Raw genomic sequence first — 17,745 nt, forward strand, 5'->3', positions numbered from 1 at the left:
AATATTCGCACAAAGCCGAACGACCTAACATCGAAACTCGTTAGGTAGATAAGGGCTATTTCAGATGAGCATCGCCATGAGCCGCAATCAACGCGGCACTCTCGCTGCAGCAGGACTGGGCTTCGTCGTCGTTCTGCTGGATGTCAGTGTGGTCAACGTCGCGCTCGACGCCCTGCGGGGTCGCTTTGCAACGGATGTGACCGGCCTGCAATGGGTCGTCAACGCGTACACGCTGGCGTTCGCTTCTCTCCTTCTGACGACCGGAGTGATGGGCGACCGTTTCGGCGCAAGGCGGATATTCACCGTGGGACTTACGGTCTTTACGGTCGCCTCGATCATGTGCGGGATGGCCAATTCACTGCCGCTTCTGGTGACTGCGCGCGTCGTGCAGGGCGTGGGCGCCGCGCTGCTCGTGCCGAACTCGCTCGCAATGCTGCGCCAGGCGTTCCCGGACACCGAGCAGAGAAGCCGTGCGGTGGGCTGGTGGGGTGCTGCCGGGGGAATTGCGCTTGCCGCAGGCCCCGTGCTGGGGGACTGCTGGTGACTCATGTGGGTTGGCGCAGCATCTTTCTCATCAATCTGCCTGTCGGCATCGTGGGTGTGGCACTGGCTCTGCGTCATGCTGCTTCTGCCGCGTCAGCGCGTAGTCGAAACATCGATCTCCCCGGCCAGGTGGTGGCAATCGTGGGGCTCATCGGTTTGACCATATGCCTCACTGACGCGGCCCGACTCGGTTGGCAGCACCCGGTAGTCTATGGCGCGCTGCTGCTGTCCGTGGTTGCCACCTTGATATTTGTCATACTGGAGTCACGCAGCGCGGAACCCATGCTTCCACTGGCGTTGTTTCAGACCGCCGCGTTTTCCACCGCAGCAACGGCCGGTGTCATCGTGAACTTTGCCTACTATGGTTTGATCTTTGTTTTCAGCCTGTTTTTCCAGATAGAACAAAAATTTTCTGCCCAGCAAACGGGTCTTGCATTCCTGCCCATGACCGTCGTGCTGATGGCGGTGAACATCCTAGCGGGCCGCCTGCTCAATCGGGTCGGCGCAAGAAAACTGATGACCGGTGGAATGGTGATTGCCGCGTCGGGTTATCTGCTCCTGTTTCCAGTCCGTATCGCTGGCTCGTACTGGTTACTGGTCGTGCCGATGCTCATTGCCGCAAGCGGCATTGCGTTGATGGTTCCCACCATGACAAACATCGCACTGTCTTCCGTCGACGCGTCCCGGTCCGGTATCGCATCGGGCGTGCTGAACTCCGCAAGGCAGGTCGGCGGAATGCTCGGGGTGGCGGTGTTTGGGTTCTTCGTACGGGATACCAGCCCCGACGCGTTTATGCAGGGTATGCATCTCTCCATTGCATGCGCGACGGCACTACTGCTGCTTGGGAGTGTGATGTGCGTGTACGGAATTCGAGTACCGCACGTTACTCATGCCGAGATCACCTCCGAAAAACTGGCATCGGAAAGATAGGTCCTAGGACTTTAGATCTGGGATTTCGCGACGCTGATGATGACTCGTTGCTGCGCACGAGCGGACGCTCGCGAATTTCGACCGGATGGCCGTAGATGGCCGGTATCTGCCCGATGCCGATGGCACTAGCCGACCCACCGTCGCCGCTCGCCTATCCCCACTGCATCGTTGCCTTCGCAGCGCGAGTCGGTCATCGCTTTCGCCTTTCACCACACCCCGTAGAACACCCCGGCCTTTTTGTACTGATGCGTGCCGCGTTCGACGTCGTCATGCGTCACGGTGGTGCGATTGCGCAGGCCGAGAGACCAGGCCAGCAGGCGCTCGCGCATGGCTTGTCGCACGTTGTCAAACACCGGGTCGGTGCCGAGGTCGACGAATTCGTCAGGATCGTTGCGCAGATCAAAAAGCTGCGGCGCGAAGCCGTCCCAGTGAATGTATTTCCACGCGTCGGTGCGCACCATCCAGCCGCGGCAAGCGTCGGGGCGGCGGCCGAGGATCTGGCGTGCCTGACGATAGGCGTAGTCGAGCTCGGAGTACACGGCATCTCGCCAGGGCGGTTGCGTTCCGGCATTGCGCGTAAGGGCAAGCAGCGAACGACCTTCAACGCGGTGATCGGGAATCGGCATGCCAAGTGCGTCCAGTACTGTCGGCACGGTGTCGATGGCCTCGACGAAGCGTGCGTCGCTGTGGCCGCGCGTGGCGTCGGCCTCGGGGGACGGATCGTAGACGATATACGGCACGCGCTGCACGGTGTCGTAGAACAATTCCTTCTCGCCTAGCCAATGATCGCCGAGGAAGTCGCCGTGGTCGGCGGTAAAGACGATGAGTGTGTCCTTCCACCGCCCAAGCCTGTCGAGGGTTTCCCACAGTCGTCCGAGATGATCGTCGAGCTGGCTTATCAGACCCTGATATGCGGGCCGCACCTTGGCGATGACCTCGTCGCGCATGAAATTGGCGCATTCCTCCTGCTGGAAGTACGCACCCGTTACCGGATGTGGCGCCTCGCGCTCACGCTCGGCGCGTCGCACGGGCAGGCATTGGTCGAGGGTGTATTTGTTGTGGTAAGGCGCTGGGGCCATATACGGCCAGTGCGGCTTTACGTATGACAGATGCATCGCCCACGGGGCATCGCCCTGGCGCTCGATGAAGCGGATCGCCTGGTCAGTGGTGTATGCCGTTTCGGAGTCGCGTTCGCGCACACGCGCGGGCAGGTGCGCATGGCGCATGTGCCAGCCGCTGACGATGCGGCCCTGCGCATCTTCGGCCGAGATCACAAAGTCCGACCACGGATCGTCGCTTGCGTAGCCTTGTTGGCGAAGGTATTCGGCGTAGCCGCCGGCGGGTTCTGCGTGGTGCCCGTCGTAGCGGTCGACCAGCGTGAAATGCCCCTCGCGCAGCAGCGCGCCGAGCGCATTGCCGCCATCCAGATGCAGGCGCTTCAGACCGTGGTTGTCCGGCATCATGTGCGTCTTGCCGACCAGCGCCAGCTTCATATCGCGTGCGGAAAGATATTCCCCTAGCGTGATTTCGTCGATCGACAATGGCACGCGGTTCCACGTCGCGCCATGGCTGGCGACGTAGCGTCCTGTGTAGAACGACATTCGTGATGGACCACACACCCCTGACTGTACGAACGCGCGCTCGAACTTCACGCCACGTCTGGCGAGACCGTCGATGTTGGGCGTGGCGAGATAGGGATGCCCGTAGCACGACAGGTGATCCGCCCGTAGCTGGTCACACATCACGAAAAGCACGTTGCGGATCGACGACATCGTAGGTATCCGAATTGAATTTAAGAGATGACGTTCAGCGCGAAGTCGTGCTGTTGCTGGTGCCGAATCGCACGCTGGTCGTGCGGCGTGCCAGGTCGGGCATCGGCCACAACGCGACAAGACCGACAAGCATGGCCGTCGTCACGAAGTAGGCCGGCATCATCTTGTCGCCGGTTGCGCTGATGAGCCAGGTGACGAGAAACGGCGAGAAGCCGCCGAACAGCGTGGTGGCCAAATTGTAGGAAATCGAAAGTCCCGTCGCTCGCACCTGTGCGGGGAACAATTCAGCCAGCGCGGTTGACGCGGGGCCCAGTGCGGCTGCCATCAGCACCGCGAACACGACCTCCACCCCGAGCAGTCTCGGCAGGCTCGGCGCGGCGACGAGCCAAAGGAACAGGGGATAGATGGTCAGCACGTACAGCGTCATCGAGGCGCCCATCACCGGCTTTCGCCCGATGGCATCGGACAGCAACCCAAACAGCGGAATCAGGATCATGCGCAGCGTGCCGGTGACCATCAGCACGATGAACGGTGCGGACACCGGCAGCTTCAGTTGGGTCACCGCGTAGACTGGCAAGTACACATTCAGCACGTATTGAGCGACGGAACTTGCGACGACCAGCCCGAATGCGATCCACAGTGCCGCCTGGTGCTCGCGCCAGACCGTCGTGAGTGTCGAGGCGGCCTTGCCGGCCGTGGCGGCGCGTGCGCCTTCGCCGGCATCTTCATACGCCGGCACCACTTCGTGAAGCCGCGTCCGGATATAGAACCCGACAGGGCCGATCAGCATGCCGAACAGAAACGGCACACGCCAACCCCATGCATCGAGCGTGCTTGGACTCAGCCCGCGTGTGACCAAGGCGCCCATCAGCGCGGCCGTCACCGCAGCGACGAACTGACCGAAATTTTGCCAGCTTCCGTAGAAGCCGCGTCGGTGAGGCGGCGCGTATTCGATCAGCATCGCCGTGGCACTGCCGAACTCGCCCCGGCCGACAGGCCTTGCAGCAGTCGCGCCAGCACTACGATGATCGGCGCGGCGATGCCGATCGTCGCGTAACCGGGGGTGAGCGCCATCATGGCCGAGGACACCGTCATCAGCAGGATGACCAGCGAGAGCGCGGCCTTGCGCCCGGCGCGGTCGGCGTAGATGCCGAGCAGGATGCCGCCGATCGGCCGCATCAGGAACGCACTGCCGAAGGTCGCGGTGGTCAGCAGCATCGATACCGTCGGGTTCGATGACGGAAAGAACTGCCGCGCGATGATCACCGACAGGAAGCCGAAAACGATGAAGTCGTACCACTCGAATGCGTTACCGATGGTGGCGGCGACGATCGCCCGGCGGTTGGCGCGGGGCAGGGCGGGCGTGGTTGGCATGGCGAAATCCTCCTGGCGGCGGCCGGGCTCCGGGGCGGGCGGCTGCCATGTCTCGTGCTTGTGTTGTTATGGCCGCCACCGGAGCGCTCAAGGCTGTCCGTGGGGCAGGCCATCACGATTGTGTGGATTTACTTCGTTACCGTCCAATGAGATATTGCCTCCAAATCATAAAATTAAGGTTATGAATCGATGGCTTCCGCAACCTCCCGCGCATCGCCTGGTGCGTCGCTCGAACGCAGTGCGATTGAAGGGTATTTTTCGCGCCAGTTGAAGCTGCGGCATCTTCAGTTGCTCGTGGCGCTTGCCGATCGCCAGACGGTCGGCAAGGTCGCCGAGGCACTGCACGTGACGCAACCGGCCGTCTCTAAGATGCTCAACGAGATGGAGAAAGGGATCGGTGTGCCGCTGTTCGAGCGTGATGGCCGCCGTATCCGGCCCACGACCTACGGGGAGTGCTTGATCCGCCATGCGCGCGAATTATTGCTGCACGCCCAGCGTGCCAGTGAGGAGCTGCACGCGATGACCAGCGGCGTTGGCGGCCGCGTCGAGGTGGGCGTGCTGTCGGTGGCCGCGCCGATTCTGATACCGGCGGCCGTGGCGCTATTCAAGCAGCGTTCGCCGACGGCTACGGTGTGCCTGCACGAAGGCACGCTGGATCAACTCTTGCCTGCGCTGCGCGTGGGTCAGCTCGATATGATCGTTGGGCGCCTCGCGCGGGGACTGTCCGCGCCGGAATTCACCAGCGAGCCGCTGTTCGACGACCCGACGGTCATCGTGGTGGCGCGCACGCACCCGTTGGCATCGCGCAAGCGCATCAAGTGGGCCGATCTGGCCGGGTTGGCGTGGATCGTGCCAAGTGCCGGCGCGCCCATGCACCGGCATCTGCTGTCGGTACTGGAGGCGCATGGCGTTGGCACCCCGATCAACACCATCGAGTCGGTGGTGATCGACGCGAACGTGGGCATGTTGCAGTCGTATCCGGTGCTGGGCCTGCTGCCGCGCTCGCTGGCGCGGCATCACGAGGAGGGCGGCGCGCTGAAGATTCTGCCATTGAGCCTTGGTGCCGCGCTCGGCCCGGTCAGCACCACATGGCGCGCCGATGCCGACGACACGCCAGCCACCGCGCTGTTTCGTGCCTGCCTTAGTGAGGCGGCGAAGGTGGCGCGGATTTGAGGTTGGCGTGCGTTAGGGCGCTCGCGAGTTGCCGTTGGGTGCCGGTCTGCTGATAAATTGACATGACTGGAGAAGCGAACGAAAAGATCATCGTCACCATCGTTTGGGGGCGGGACGCCCAAACTTTTTGTGTCTTTAAGCCATATCACGCTTCCTGTTGCCGTTTTCCAAAAGCGCTGGGAGTTTGGGCGGTTGGCGAGGTGCGCGCCCACGCGAGCAGAGGTTGCTTGGCGCATTCTCGCGAATACCTGCCTCCAGAACCGTCCCCCAAGGTTATTCGCGGACTACCTTGGGCTTGGCGGGCAACACTTGCGCAATTTCAAGTTCCTTGGCGTAGGCCTCAAGATGCTCGGCGACGTGCGTCTTCAAAGACTCGACGAACCGTTTGATTTTTGCATCGACGAACTGGCGAGACGGGTAGACAGCGTAAACGTTGCGGACATGCGTGTGGTACCGCGGCAGTACGCGAACGAGCGCGCCGCTGCGCAGGTCATCCATCGCGGAGAATGCCGCCAGCAGGCCAATACCTGCTCCGTCCCGAAGCGCTTGTGACATCGAGTCCATATCGTTGACGCTGAAGTGAGGGCCGGTGGGGCGGAAGGTCACATCGCCGGCAGGGCTCTCAAGACGCCATTCGTCTGGCGCGTAGTCGACAGTCCCGAGCAGCACGCATTGGTGGTCGATAAGATCTTCCGGGCCCTCCGGCGCGCGATGGGCTGCCAGATAAGCGGGTGACGCCGCGAGGATGCAATGACTGGTGCCGATGTTCTGGCTCACGTATGCGGAGTCGGGCAACGTTCGCGTAATCACGATACCGACGTCGAGTTGCTCTTCGAGCAGATTCGGCATGCGTTGCGACAGCATGAGCTCGACTGACACCTCCGGATATGACTTGCGGTAGGCCATGACGGCGCGTGTCACCAGATTGCGCCCTAGCCCAGGAACCGAGTGAACGCGCAACGTGCCGCGTGGCTCGAGCAGGGCGTCACGTGCCTCGGCCTCTGCATGCTTCACATCGGTCAGAATGGCCACGCACCGGTCGTAGAACCGCCGTCCAGCATCGGTGATGACAAGGCGGCGCGTCGAGCGCTGGATGAGCCTTGTGTCGAGCGATTCCTCGAGCACCGAAACCGCGCGTGAGATGTTACCCACGGTCGTGTCCAGATGGTTCGCGACGGCAGTGAAACTGCCCATCTCGACGACTTTTGTAAAAACCGACATGTTATATAACTTGTCCATCCCACCTGTCCCATTCGTCTGATTTCATCGTATCGACCCCATGCCATGGCGCACGGGCGTCCGGTCATCATAGGCGATCGCCGCCTTGCGTGTTGGCAAGCGTAACCGAGCGAAGCGCACCGATTTTCTCTCTCACGGAAAGAATCATTCTCTCTGCCCAGGCTATAACCGGCCGGGCTTCCTGCCTAGACTGGGTTCCGCAGACAGGCACTCACTGACACCCGTAAGCCGCGATAGCCTCCATCGGCATCGTTGGACCTGACAACGCTGGATGATGCTCATCCGTTTGGCGAGGCATGCGTGCACATCGATTCGAATTGCTACTTACTTGAGTATGAAAACAATGAACGCTCACTACGACTCACTCTATCTCTTCATTAACGGCGAATGGATTGCAGCCGGCCAACGCGATACTGCCCCGGTCGTCAATCCCGCCACGTTGCAGGAACTGGCGTGCGTTCCGCTCGCGACGGCAGCCGACCTCGACCTGGCATTGCAGACGGCAAAGCGTGCATTCGACGTGTGGCGCAATACGGTGCCGGCGGAGCGCAGCCGTATTCTGAAAGACGGTGCGAACCTGATTCGCGAACGCGCGGCGCACATCGCCCAACTGCTGACGCTGGAAGAAGGAAAGCCCCTTGCCGAGAGCCGCGATGAAGTGCTGCGCGCTGCCGAGTACTTCGAATGGTTCGCTGAAGAGGCGCGCCGCATCGATGGTCGCGTGGTGCCATCCAATCGACCGGGTGTGCAGCAACTGGTGAAAAAGCAGCCCATCGGACCGGTCGCCGCCTTCACGCCTTGGAACTTCCCAGCCATCACGCCGGCTCGCAAGCTCTCGGCGGCGCTGGCCGCAGGCTGCAGCGTCATCATCAAGCCGGGTGAAGAAAGCCCGGCGACGGCACTCGCGCTCGCGCGTGCGCTCGACGATGCAGGTCTGCCAAAGGGCGTACTGCAAGTGGTCTTTGGCGTGCCCGATGAAGTGTCGAAGACGTTGATTGCGTCGCCGATTATCCGCAAGGTGACGTTCACGGGCTCCCTTCCCATCGGCCGACTGCTCGCCGCGCGGGCCGCCGAAGGCGTTAAGCCTATTACGCTTGAACTTGGCGGCCACGGCCCCGTGCTCGTGTTTAAGGACGCCGACGTCGAACGTGCGGCTGTCGAAGGCGCTGCTAACCGCTTCCGAGGCACAGGCCAGGTCTGCATCTCTTCAACGCGCTTCCTGATTCAGCGCGAGGTCTACGATGAGTTCGTTGGTCACTTCGTACCCGCGACCCAGACGCTTAAGGTGGGCGACGGCATGCAGCCCGGCACGCAAGTTGGCCCGCTCGCGAATCCGCGGCAGCTTGCAAAGATGGAAGAACTCGTCGCCGACGCGGTGGCGCGCGGCGCAAAGGTGCTGACCGGAGGAAAGCGCATCGCGGGCGACGGCTACTTCTTCGAACCGACCGTGCTCGCCGACGTACCGGTGGACGCCCGCGTCATGCACGAGGAGCCTTTCGGTCCCATTGCGGTGCTCATGCGTTTCGATCAACTGGAAGACGGTCTCGCCGAAGCGAACCGCCTGCCGTATGGGCTCTCCGCCTATGCGTTCACGAACAACGCCCGCACTGCCATCGACGTTGGTGACGGGTTGGAAGCCGGGATGATTGGCATTAACCAGTACCGCATCGTGTCCACCGAGCTTCCTTTCGGCGGGCTTAAGGAAAGCGGAATCGGCTCAGAAGGTGGCGCAGAAGGCATCGAGTTCTATCTCACCAACAAATTCATCAGCCAGGTCTGAGGAGGACTCAACCATGTCAAAAGCCAATTTCGACAGCCCCCGTGAAGCCGCGCGCGCGTTCACGCCGAAGCTCGCTGAACTCGTCGACGACGTGCTGTTTCCGCAGGTCTGGGCAGATCCGGCGCTTTCGTCGCGCGACCGCAGCCTTGTCACCGTCGCCGCCCTGATTGTTGGCGGCCACCACGACGAGCTTCCGGCGCATCTGCGCCGTGCTGTAAGCAATGGCCTCACGCGGGAAGAACTCGCGGCAACCATTACCCACCTTGCGTTCTATGCAGGATTTCCGGCCGCTATCTCGGCTTCCGCCGTCGCGCAATCGATGCTCGGCGATGTAAAGGCACACCTGGACACCCAATCATGAAAGCCATTACCTTCAACGAATTCGGCGATGCCGATGTTCTCAAACTCGCCGACGTCCCTGACCCGGAACTGCGACCGGACGATCTTCTGGTCCGTGTACACGCGGCTGGCGTGAACCGCGCTGACCTGACACACCGACGCGGCGGATACGGTCGGCCGAATTTCGGCGACTCAACCCTCATGGGGCTGGAAATCGCGGGTGAGGTGCTGGAAGTCGGCGCCTCGGTCGAAGGCTATCAGGTCGGCGACCGCGTGATGGGCGTGGTCGGCGGCGGAGCGTACGCCGAAATGGCCCGCATCGACTGGCGCATGGCAATGCCGATTCCGGAGCAGCTCGATTACGTGCATGCGGCAGCCATCCCCGAAGTGTTCGTCACGGCGCATGAGGCGATGATGCATCTCGGACGCCTCAAGCAGGGTGATTCAGTGCTTATTCATGCGGCGGCTGGCGGTGTGGGTTCTGCGGCGGTCCAGATTGCATATGCGACCGGAGCGACCGTGTTTGCGACCGCCGAGGCGACCAAGCTGGAACGCGTTGTGCAACTGGGAGCCGACCATGTCATCGATTACCGCACTCAGGATTTTGCGGCTGTCGTAGCGCAGAAGACCGAGGGTCGCGGCGTCGATGTGGTGATTGATTTTGTGGGCGAGCCGTATTTCGCGCGCAATATCGCATCGCTTGCGAATGGTGGGCGCCTGGTGCAGGTCGGGATTCTGGGTGGGGGCGGACAGGTGAGTGTCGACCTGGAGACGATTCTTTATCGCCACATCCAGATTATCGGCACGGTCATGAAGTCACGGGATCAGCGGGAGAAGCACGCCATGGTGCGGCGTTTCCGTGAGCATTGGCTCGGCCGCTTTGCGGGCGGCCGGTGCCTCGAGCCCGTCGTGGACAGCACGTTTGAACTTGAGCGTGCGGCGGATGCTCACCGACGCATGGAATCGTCGGCGAACGTTGGGAAGATCATCTTGACGATGGGCCAAGCGTCAAATTGACGTACGGCAGTCGTGACACCGTCCTTTCACGGAAGGCCGGTAGCTTTGTCACCTTTCTCGGGCGCTGCGCAGCATTGGCGCCCGTGGTTCGGGGGCGCGTTGTGCAAGAAAGTCTAGCCTGCAGGACCCGTGACACCTGGCGCACGTTCGACGTGCTTTTGACAAGTCTGTGGACATTCACGCACATCCCGCGTTGCTGAACGTCAATCACCATTCGCCAGATAGACGCGAAACGACCGGTTCAACATGCAGATCCAACCGATCGAGTCTCATTCCATAAACGCCGCCTCGCGGACGGGCCGAATCCTTACGCTACGGCAGAAAAGGATGCCGTTTGCGAGCCGCGGTTCTGGCGTTTTCGTCAGCCCTTCTGGTCCGTTTCACCCGCAATCGACTGCACGCATTTATCGACGCTCAACTCCCACAGTGCGCTGCGCGGCAGCGTCTCGTCTTCGGCTCGCTCAAGCACGGCCAGCGCGCGCGGCTTGAGCCGCACCAGGAGCAGCCGCTGCCCACGCGATGCCAGTTCGGCAGCGAAGATGCGCAGTGCTTCGATCACTGAACTATCGACATCGGGCGTTTCTTCAAGACTCAGCATCACCGTGTGCACCGGCGTCGACTGCTCCCGCAGCATTAAGCGCACCTTGCTGAGCACAGGTTCGGCATTGGCAAAGAAGAGAGGGACCTCTGGCCGCACGATCGTGATGCCGGGAATGGGGGTCGCGTCCGTGTGTGCGGAGATGTCGACGAAATCGTGGCTATCTCTCAGGCGCCCGAGCACCGAGACCGCCGGCTCAGACAAGTTACGCAAGGTTAGGAGCAGGCTCACCCCGATGGCGACCAGCAAGCCGTGAAGTATGCCAAACACGAGCACGGCCAGCAGCGCCGCGATCACGACCAGTCGGTCACGTTGCCACGTCCAGTACGGCTTGAACACGTCCGGGTGCAGTGAGTGACTGACGGCATAAATGACGATCGCAGCAAGCACCGGTTCAGGCGTGCGAGACAACTGCGGTAACAGCATCAGCACGATTAGCGCAATGACCGCTGCGGCAAATAACCCCGCGAAGCGGGTCTGCGCACCGGCGGCTTCGTTGGCGGAAGTCGCCGAGTAGCCTGCACCCACAGGCATCCCGTGGAGTAATCCGGAGACGAGATTTGCGCAGCCGAGTGCCATGAGGTCGCGGTTAGCCGACACGACATCGCCATGCTTTAACGCGAAGCTGCGGATCGACCCGTACGATTCCGCATACAGAATCAGCATCAGCGCAAACGCGAGTTCCGCGGTTTGCAGCCACTGTGAGCGGTCGAACCGTGGCAGGCCGACCGTCATGTCGTGAAAATCGATCACGCCAACGGTGCCAATGCCATGTCCATGCCAGTCGATCCGGTACCCCAACGCGATGCCGAGCACAATCACAGCCAGCGTCGCCGGCATGCGGGCACTTCGGCCCAGCCCGAACAGGATGGCCAGCGCAGCCGCCCCCAGCGCCACGCTATAGAAATTCCAACTTGGCGCTTGATGCGCAAGATCGAAAGCGATTCGCAGCGTATCGGTGTAATGCGAGCGCACGCCGAGTATGGCCGGCAGTTGCTTGATGGCAATCGTCAGCGCCAGGCCGAACGCAAAACCGCGCAAGACCGGCTTCGAGACAAAGTCCGACATGGCGCCCAAACGCGACGCGCCGGCCAGCAGAAAAAGAATGCCAGTCGCCGCAACGAGCGCGGCGGCGTAGGCGACCTGCGCACCGATGCCCCCGTCGCCTGCCCCCACCGTGGCGGCGAGCACGGCTGCGGATGAGGATGTTCCCGATACGATCGCGAATCGGCTACTGCCCGTAAGCCCATAGACGACAAGCCCGGTGAGCAGCGCAATCAGGCCCGCCTGCGGTGGAAGTCCAGCGATACCCGCGTAGGCAATGGCCTCGGGCAGCAAGAGGCCTGCTATCGAAACGCCGGCCAGCACGTCACGCCCAATACGAACCCGTCGCGGGGAGGCGGCTCAACCGAACGCGTATAGGTGGATGGCTTCTGAAGCTGTACGGCGGCGGCATGGCCGGTATCGATAGTCATATCGAGGGGCGTTATCGAATATACGGCGGTTGATAACAGTCAAGGCGTCACACGCCGACGAGCCATTATCGCCGGATTTGTTCGGAGCGAGATTCCTCGAGTTCGTTACTGAACTCGCAAGTTGAGTTCTGCCGGCTGCATGCGTCCGTTGTCCCAGCGAATTCGACGCGATAGGTGCCCCGCATGCCCATCCTGCCAGGCCTCGAGATAGCCTGTCGCTCGGTCGATTGACAACATGAAAAAGAGAATTTAGGATGTGATCGTTTCCTAAATGGGCGCGATGAAGATGATCCAGGCTGTTGCAAGCCGGCCCCGGGGGCGGCCTAGAGAGTTCGACGAAGCGCGAGTGCTTAGTCGCGCCATCGCGCTATTCAGTGCTTCAGGATATTCGGCCACTGGAATTAGCGATCTCCAGCAGGCGACCGGCCTGACGGCCGGCAGCCTTTACAAGGCGTATCTGGACAAGGAAGGGATCTTTGCCAAAGCGCTCGAGCGTTATATCGCCCGGCGCGAGGCGGAGGTCAGCGTCATGATAAAAGGCGCGGAGAACGCACGCGCCAGCATCACAGCACTGCTAGGCCTATATGCCCGGCTGAGCCAAGGAAAGGAGGGCAAACTCGGCTGCCTGTTGGTGGCGGGCATCGCCGAGCTGCCTCAATTCTCTCGGGTCGGCGATGCGTTGCGGGGCCAGCTTGCGCAGCGTCGAGATCTATTGGCCAGACTGGTCGCCCAAGGTCAGGACGACGGCTCGATCACTACCGCAAGCGATCCCGCGACCGTGGCAGATGTGTTGCTTGCGCTGTTGCAGGGCATGCGCGTGCTCGGAAAAGCTAGTGCATTCAGCGACGATGCGGACGCATTTGTTGCCCTTGCGCTCAAAGTCCTGGAGTGACCATGGACCGCTGGATTTTTTGCGCTCGTGCCGGTCGGACTCACCTCCAGTCGCGGCTTACCGCGTAGCGAAGGCAGCACCGACCTTTCCATCTGTTCATACACCGGCAGCGTATGCGGCGTGATCGCACTGACAGCGATGACCGTCGCGCTGCGCTATTCGAAAAGGATTCCGTCATGACACATGGCGTACTGCCGGCCGCTCCCGCCGGTTTTGAACATCGATTTGCCACCGTGAATGGTCTGCGGTTCCACTATGTCGAGGGTGGCGCGAAGGCAGAACGTACCGTCGTCCTCATCGCCGGCTTTCCCGAAAGTTGGTACGCGTGGCGTAAGGTCATGCCGTTGCTTGGCAATGACTTTCGTGTCGTCGCCATCGATTTGCCGGGCCAAGGCGATAGTGATCGACCGCTCGACGGCTATGACACGAAAACCGTCGCACAACGCGTGCACGACCTTGTGAATCATCTCGGCATCAAGCGATACAGCATCGCCGCTCATGACGTCGGCGCATGGGTTGCGTTTCCGTACGCGCACCTATTCGGCGAAGAAGTCGAGGCGCTGGCGCTGATGGATGCGGGCATCCCAGGCATCACCCTGCCGGACATGCTGCCGTCGTCTTCCAAGCTGTCGTGGAAGACTTGGCATTTCTCCTTTCACGCCGTCCCGGATCTTCCGGAGATTCTTCTTGTCGGGCGGGAACGAGCCTATCTCGAATGGTTCTTCTGGAGCAAGGCGGCCAATCCGGCATGTTACGGCGAAGACGAAATTGCCGAGTATCTGAGGACCTACTGCGCGCCTGGCGGAATGCGCGCGGGGCTCGCATTCTATCGCGCCGCGGCGCTTTCGGTCGAACAGAACCGTGCGCTGTCGCACGACCGGAAGCTCAAGATGCCGGTACTCGGCCTCAGTGCAGACCAGGGGTCGATCCCGGATATGTCGGCTGCACTCCGCCCATTCGCAGATGAGGTGAGCGGGGAGACCATCTTGAATTGCGGACACTTTCAGCCCGAGGAACAGCCTGAAGCCGTAGCGCACGCCTTGGCGAGGTTTTTCGGTTCAGTCTGAATGACGGATGATCTGCCGTTCGTCGCACGCGAATCTGTGTGTTCTCCGCCTGCGCGACGGGCGCCGTTCTGCCTCACCGTTGGCCAAGACACCAGTCGAGTCCACGGCTCGCCCATGTGCCGATGGTCTGCGATGGGGGCGTTGATCGCCCTCTCGCCGTGTGGCCAAGCGCGGAGAGTGATGGATATTTTCCGCTGTTGGCCAGGGGCCCTCGGTAGTCCTTATGCACGCTCGTCTGGCGGTAGGATGGTGAGCAGCAACTCGTCGAGTCGTTCGAGGGTGGCCGTCAGGAGTCGTCATGGCGTAGTGCCAATAGCCGCCTTCCTTGAACTCCATTTGCTTTGTCCGGGTGGTGAGCGTCTTTACCACGCTCGATTACGGTCATTCGTGGAGACATTTTCTGGACGGTGATCCGAAGCATTTGCTCCCACCCTCGATCGAAACAGGTCAACTTGATCGGCCTCGCCCAGCGGCGGTGCATCAATGCTCAAACCAACGCAACTGTTAGAGCGCCAATATCTCGTTGGTATCGACCGCATTGAGCAGTTTCGCAACGACTTCTCGCGTTTCACTGAGTTCGCGCAGCCGAACGTCTAACTTTTCGACTTCACCGCGCAGCAACGCGCGCGCCTCTGCGCATGGATGAAACACCGGCTTCGCACCGAGTACACAAGGCAGCAACAGCCGGATACTGCTGATCTTCAAACCTGCCGCGGTGAGCATGCGGATGCGCTGCGCGGCGTCTACTTCGTCGGGACCGTAATCGCGGTAGCCCGAATCGGTCCTCTTCGGATTGAGGAGGCCTTCGTTCTCGTAATACCGCAGCATCCGCTCACTGACGCCGGTGCGGCGAGCCAGTTCTCCGATACGCATGACATCCCCCGAAAGACACGCTTGACCTTGACAGCGATGTCAAAGTTTAACCTCTTTCGACCGCGCGGATTTCCCGCCGGTCCGTTCGTCAAGAGACCCCCAATATGACACCATCCAATGACACGTTTGACGGAACGTTTCCGTTTTCGCCACGCTTCAGCGATGTTGCCGGCTTTCGCATGCATTACGTTGACGAGGGGCCTGCCGACGGCGCGGTCGTCCTGTGCATTCACGGGGAGCCGACGTGGGGCTACCTGTTTCGTGATCTGATCAAGGCGCTCGCGGGCGACTACCGTGTGATCGCGCCCGACCACATGGGATTCGGCAAGAGCGAGACGCCGGAACATCGCACGTACTGGCTACAGGATCATATCGACAACCTTGAAAAGCTCGTGCTTGCGCTGGATTTAGACGACATCACTCTCGTCATGCACGACTTCGGCGGCCCCGTTGGCATGGGACTCGCCGCGCGGCATCCGGGCCGCATTCGCCGAGTCGTCAGCACGAACGGCCCGACGCCGTTTGGTCAAAGCACGTTATTCGACCGACTGAATGCGAATGCCGCAGTCTCGCCATGGTTCCAGTGGATTCTCCGCGCCGATTCGCAAGGCCGTCTCGAACCCGTGCTGGACGAACTCAGCTTCAACATCCTGAGTGTCTTGAAGCTTAACGGCTTCGAAAACCACGCGCGTATTGACGATACGTGGCTGCGCGCCTACGGCTCGCGCTTTGCTCTGCCGACCGACAGTGCCGGCGCGATTGGCTGGGCAAAGGGCTTCGCGATCGGGGCACATCGTTTCGAAGTGCCAGACGCGCCAGCACTCGACGCGATCCGTTCAAAGCCAGCGCTTGCCATCTGGGGCGAGGCCGATCGGACGCTGGCAGCTGAACACTTTCTTCCGCTGTTCAGCGAGATCTTTCCCATGGCGCCGGTTCACCGACTCGCCGGAGTCGGCCATTACAGCTTCGAGGATGCGCCGCAAGAGATTACCGAACTGATTGCCGCATTCTTGAAGGCCCACTAACTCGCACCTGGCCGGCCCGCAAAGCCGGCCTGGTGTGTCCGGAGTCGATCATTTCAATCTTCCCACGCAGCCTGGCGTGGATTGAGCGTCGCAACGTCCGAGGAGAATGGCCAGACTTTCCGTGCTTTGCCGAAGTCCGTTTATGGCCGGTAACGCTCGTCATTGCGGTTTGCGAACGTAGTAGATATCCCACTCCGTTTCCGTCGTCTTCGCGAATCCGTGCCGTTGATAGAAGCGGTTCGAGTCGCTATCGCGGAGTGCGCCCACGGCGACCGCCATCGATTGCGCGTCGGCAGCGCGCAGGAGCTCGGCAATGACGGCCGACCCCATGCCCTTTCCCTGGTGTTCTGGAATGACGTACAGATGTTCAAGCACCAGATGGTCGTCAGTCAGCCGCGTTTGCATGAACCCGACTGTGACGCCATCGACCACGATGAACTTGCACAACGCGGGGTCGAAGGATGAAACGAAGCGATCCCGCGCTCGTTGCGGATCGAAGCGTCCGATGCGCTCCAAGCTCTCTTTCATCGCATCGATGCGCATTTGAACCAGCGATTCGACGTTGCTGTGCGTTGTGCTTTCGAATGTCACATTCATCCGTCATGCCTCGTCAATGGGGTGTCGATGTGAGGCGCATGCAGAGCAACGCCTATGCCAATCGCAGATCGCGCAACACATCAAGTACGTGTTGCGTGGAGCGCTCGATGTGCCCCGCGCGATGGGCAATGCCGAGCCGACGCCACAACGCCGGCCGCAATGGGCGCATGACAACGCGCTTGTCGGGTAATGGCGCAGTCGCCTCATGGGGTAACAGCGCGGCGCCGTATCCTGCCGCGACCAGACTCTTGATCGCGTCATTGTAGTTAAGCTCGATGCGCGGCATCGGTTGATGCCCCCGGTCGCGAACCACTCCGCGGTGAGTTGTGAAAGGCGCGTTGTCGCGTCGTTGAGAATGAGCGGTTGGCCAGCGAGCCATGCGGGCGTGACGCGGGCTGGGCACCGCCAATGCGCCGGCACAAAAGCCATCACGGGGTCGCGCCTCCAGGGCGTGATCACGAGTCCAGCCTCGGGCGGCTGAGGCAGTGCAACGAGCCCAACGTCCAGCGTTCCATCCACCAGTCCGGACAACGTTTCCCGCGACGTGAGCACTGCAACCTGAATGTCGATGGCGGGATGGTGCTGGCGCAGCACCTCAAGCGCTTGCGGCAGCAGGTGTGCGATCGCGCCCGTCGAAGCGCCGATTCGCGCGCGCCCCTCGAGTCCTTGCACCTGGCGTTGAATATCCGCTAACGCCTGCTCCGCATCGGCCAGCAATCGACGTGCGCGCTCCACCAGCACCTCGCCTATCGCCGACGGCCTGACATGTCCGCGCCTTCGCGACAGCAGTGGCGCCCCAATGCGGTCTTCCAGTTCCGCGATGTGGAGGCTGACCGTTGGCGGTGCCAAATGCAAAGCACGTGCCGCCTCGGCAAATGAGCCGCGGTCTGCGATGGCCACGAGGGTGCGCAAGCGGTCCAGGCTGATTTCTCGCATGTCGGCGTCCAAAGTCAGAAAAACTGAATGATCACGTTGTGAAATTCAACTTTCCCTATTCTATCTGTCCACGGAATATAGGGACTCGTGCTCGCTTTTGCTTCTTACCAATCAA

At 61.3% G+C, this 17,745-nt stretch carries 12 protein-coding genes and 3 pseudogenes; 8 read left to right on the forward strand and 7 right to left on the reverse strand.

Going from position 1 to position 17,745, the window contains the following annotated elements:
- Positions 1-76 precede the first annotated feature (76 nt).
- Positions 77-1,473 (forward strand): annotated as a pseudogene (locus DRB87_RS03650) (MFS transporter).
- Between the two features lie 206 nt (positions 1,474-1,679).
- On the opposite strand, the gene DRB87_RS03655 reads toward DRB87_RS03650, so the two are convergent.
- Both DRB87_RS03655 and DRB87_RS03660 read right to left on the reverse strand, forming a co-directional pair.
- Positions 1,680-3,245, reverse strand: coding sequence for a sulfatase-like hydrolase/transferase (locus DRB87_RS03655; protein ID WP_130024909.1), 1,566 nt, complete (start codon positions 3,243-3,245; stop codon positions 1,680-1,682).
- Positions 3,246-3,279: 34 nt separating this feature from the next.
- Positions 3,280-4,619, reverse strand: a pseudogene (locus DRB87_RS03660) (MFS transporter).
- 189 nt (positions 4,620-4,808) lie between these two features.
- Between DRB87_RS03660 and DRB87_RS03665 the strand changes: the two are divergent.
- Positions 4,809-5,792 carry a LysR substrate-binding domain-containing protein gene (locus DRB87_RS03665; protein ID WP_130024910.1) on the forward strand — a complete coding sequence of 328 codons (984 nt, stop codon included), beginning with the start codon at positions 4,809-4,811 and terminating at the stop codon, positions 5,790-5,792.
- 273 nt (positions 5,793-6,065) lie between these two features.
- Here DRB87_RS03665 and DRB87_RS03670 read toward each other — a convergent pair whose 3' ends face one another.
- A complete protein-coding gene (locus DRB87_RS03670; RefSeq protein ID WP_130024911.1) occupies positions 6,066-7,031 on the reverse strand; it encodes a LysR family transcriptional regulator in 966 nt (321 codons plus the stop codon).
- A gap of 343 nt (positions 7,032-7,374) precedes the next feature.
- Between DRB87_RS03670 and DRB87_RS03675 the strand changes: the two genes are divergently transcribed.
- Genes DRB87_RS03675 through DRB87_RS03685 form a run of 3 tightly spaced genes read left to right on the forward strand, consistent with a single transcriptional unit; the run spans position 7,375 to position 10,167 of the window.
- Complete coding sequence (locus tag DRB87_RS03675; RefSeq protein WP_130027705.1) at positions 7,375-8,811, forward strand: NAD-dependent succinate-semialdehyde dehydrogenase; 1,437 nt, start codon at positions 7,375-7,377, stop codon at positions 8,809-8,811.
- Positions 8,812-8,824: 13 nt separating this feature from the next.
- Positions 8,825-9,172 (forward strand): carboxymuconolactone decarboxylase family protein, encoded by a 348-nt coding sequence (locus DRB87_RS03680; protein ID WP_130024912.1) that lies wholly within the window; start codon positions 8,825-8,827, stop codon positions 9,170-9,172.
- Positions 9,169-10,167, forward strand: coding sequence for an NAD(P)H-quinone oxidoreductase (locus DRB87_RS03685; protein ID WP_130024913.1), 999 nt, complete (start codon positions 9,169-9,171; stop codon positions 10,165-10,167). Before DRB87_RS03680 ends, DRB87_RS03685 begins: the two co-directional genes overlap by 4 nt.
- 361 nt (positions 10,168-10,528) lie before the next feature.
- Here the strand turns inward: DRB87_RS03685 and DRB87_RS03690 are convergent, their stop codons facing one another.
- Positions 10,529-12,103: a SulP family inorganic anion transporter gene (locus DRB87_RS03690; protein WP_240756165.1), complete on the reverse strand. Its 1,575-nt coding sequence runs from the start codon at positions 12,101-12,103 to the stop codon at positions 10,529-10,531.
- A gap of 408 nt (positions 12,104-12,511) precedes the next feature.
- Between DRB87_RS03690 and DRB87_RS03695 the strand changes: the two genes are divergently transcribed.
- On the forward strand, positions 12,512-13,132 hold the full coding sequence (locus DRB87_RS03695; protein WP_240756166.1) for a TetR/AcrR family transcriptional regulator: 621 nt from the start codon (positions 12,512-12,514) through the stop codon (positions 13,130-13,132).
- A 176-nt stretch (positions 13,133-13,308) separates the two neighbouring features.
- A complete protein-coding gene (locus tag DRB87_RS03700; RefSeq protein WP_130024914.1) occupies positions 13,309-14,199 on the forward strand; it encodes an alpha/beta fold hydrolase in 891 nt (296 codons plus the stop codon).
- Positions 14,200-14,703: 504 nt separating this feature from the next.
- Here the strand turns inward: DRB87_RS03700 and DRB87_RS03710 are convergent.
- Complete coding sequence (locus DRB87_RS03710; protein WP_130024915.1) at positions 14,704-15,072, reverse strand: MerR family transcriptional regulator; 369 nt, start codon at positions 15,070-15,072, stop codon at positions 14,704-14,706.
- 104 nt (positions 15,073-15,176) lie between these two features.
- Between DRB87_RS03710 and DRB87_RS03715 the strand changes: the two genes are divergently transcribed.
- Positions 15,177-16,097, forward strand: a complete 921-nt coding sequence (locus DRB87_RS03715) for an alpha/beta fold hydrolase (protein ID WP_130024916.1) — start codon at positions 15,177-15,179, stop codon at positions 16,095-16,097.
- A 159-nt stretch (positions 16,098-16,256) separates the two neighbouring features.
- On the opposite strand, the gene DRB87_RS03720 is transcribed toward DRB87_RS03715, so the two are convergent.
- Positions 16,257-16,694 carry a GNAT family N-acetyltransferase gene (locus tag DRB87_RS03720; protein ID WP_130024917.1) on the reverse strand — a complete coding sequence of 146 codons (438 nt, stop codon included), beginning with the start codon at positions 16,692-16,694 and terminating at the stop codon, positions 16,257-16,259.
- 52 nt (positions 16,695-16,746) lie between these two features.
- Positions 16,747-17,630, reverse strand: a pseudogene (locus DRB87_RS03725) (LysR family transcriptional regulator).
- Positions 17,631-17,745: the final 115 nt, after the last annotated feature.

The organism is Pandoraea sp. XY-2 (genome assembly GCF_004193915.1).
GTDB classification, from domain to species: Bacteria; Pseudomonadota; Gammaproteobacteria; order Burkholderiales; family Burkholderiaceae; genus Pandoraea; species Pandoraea cepalis.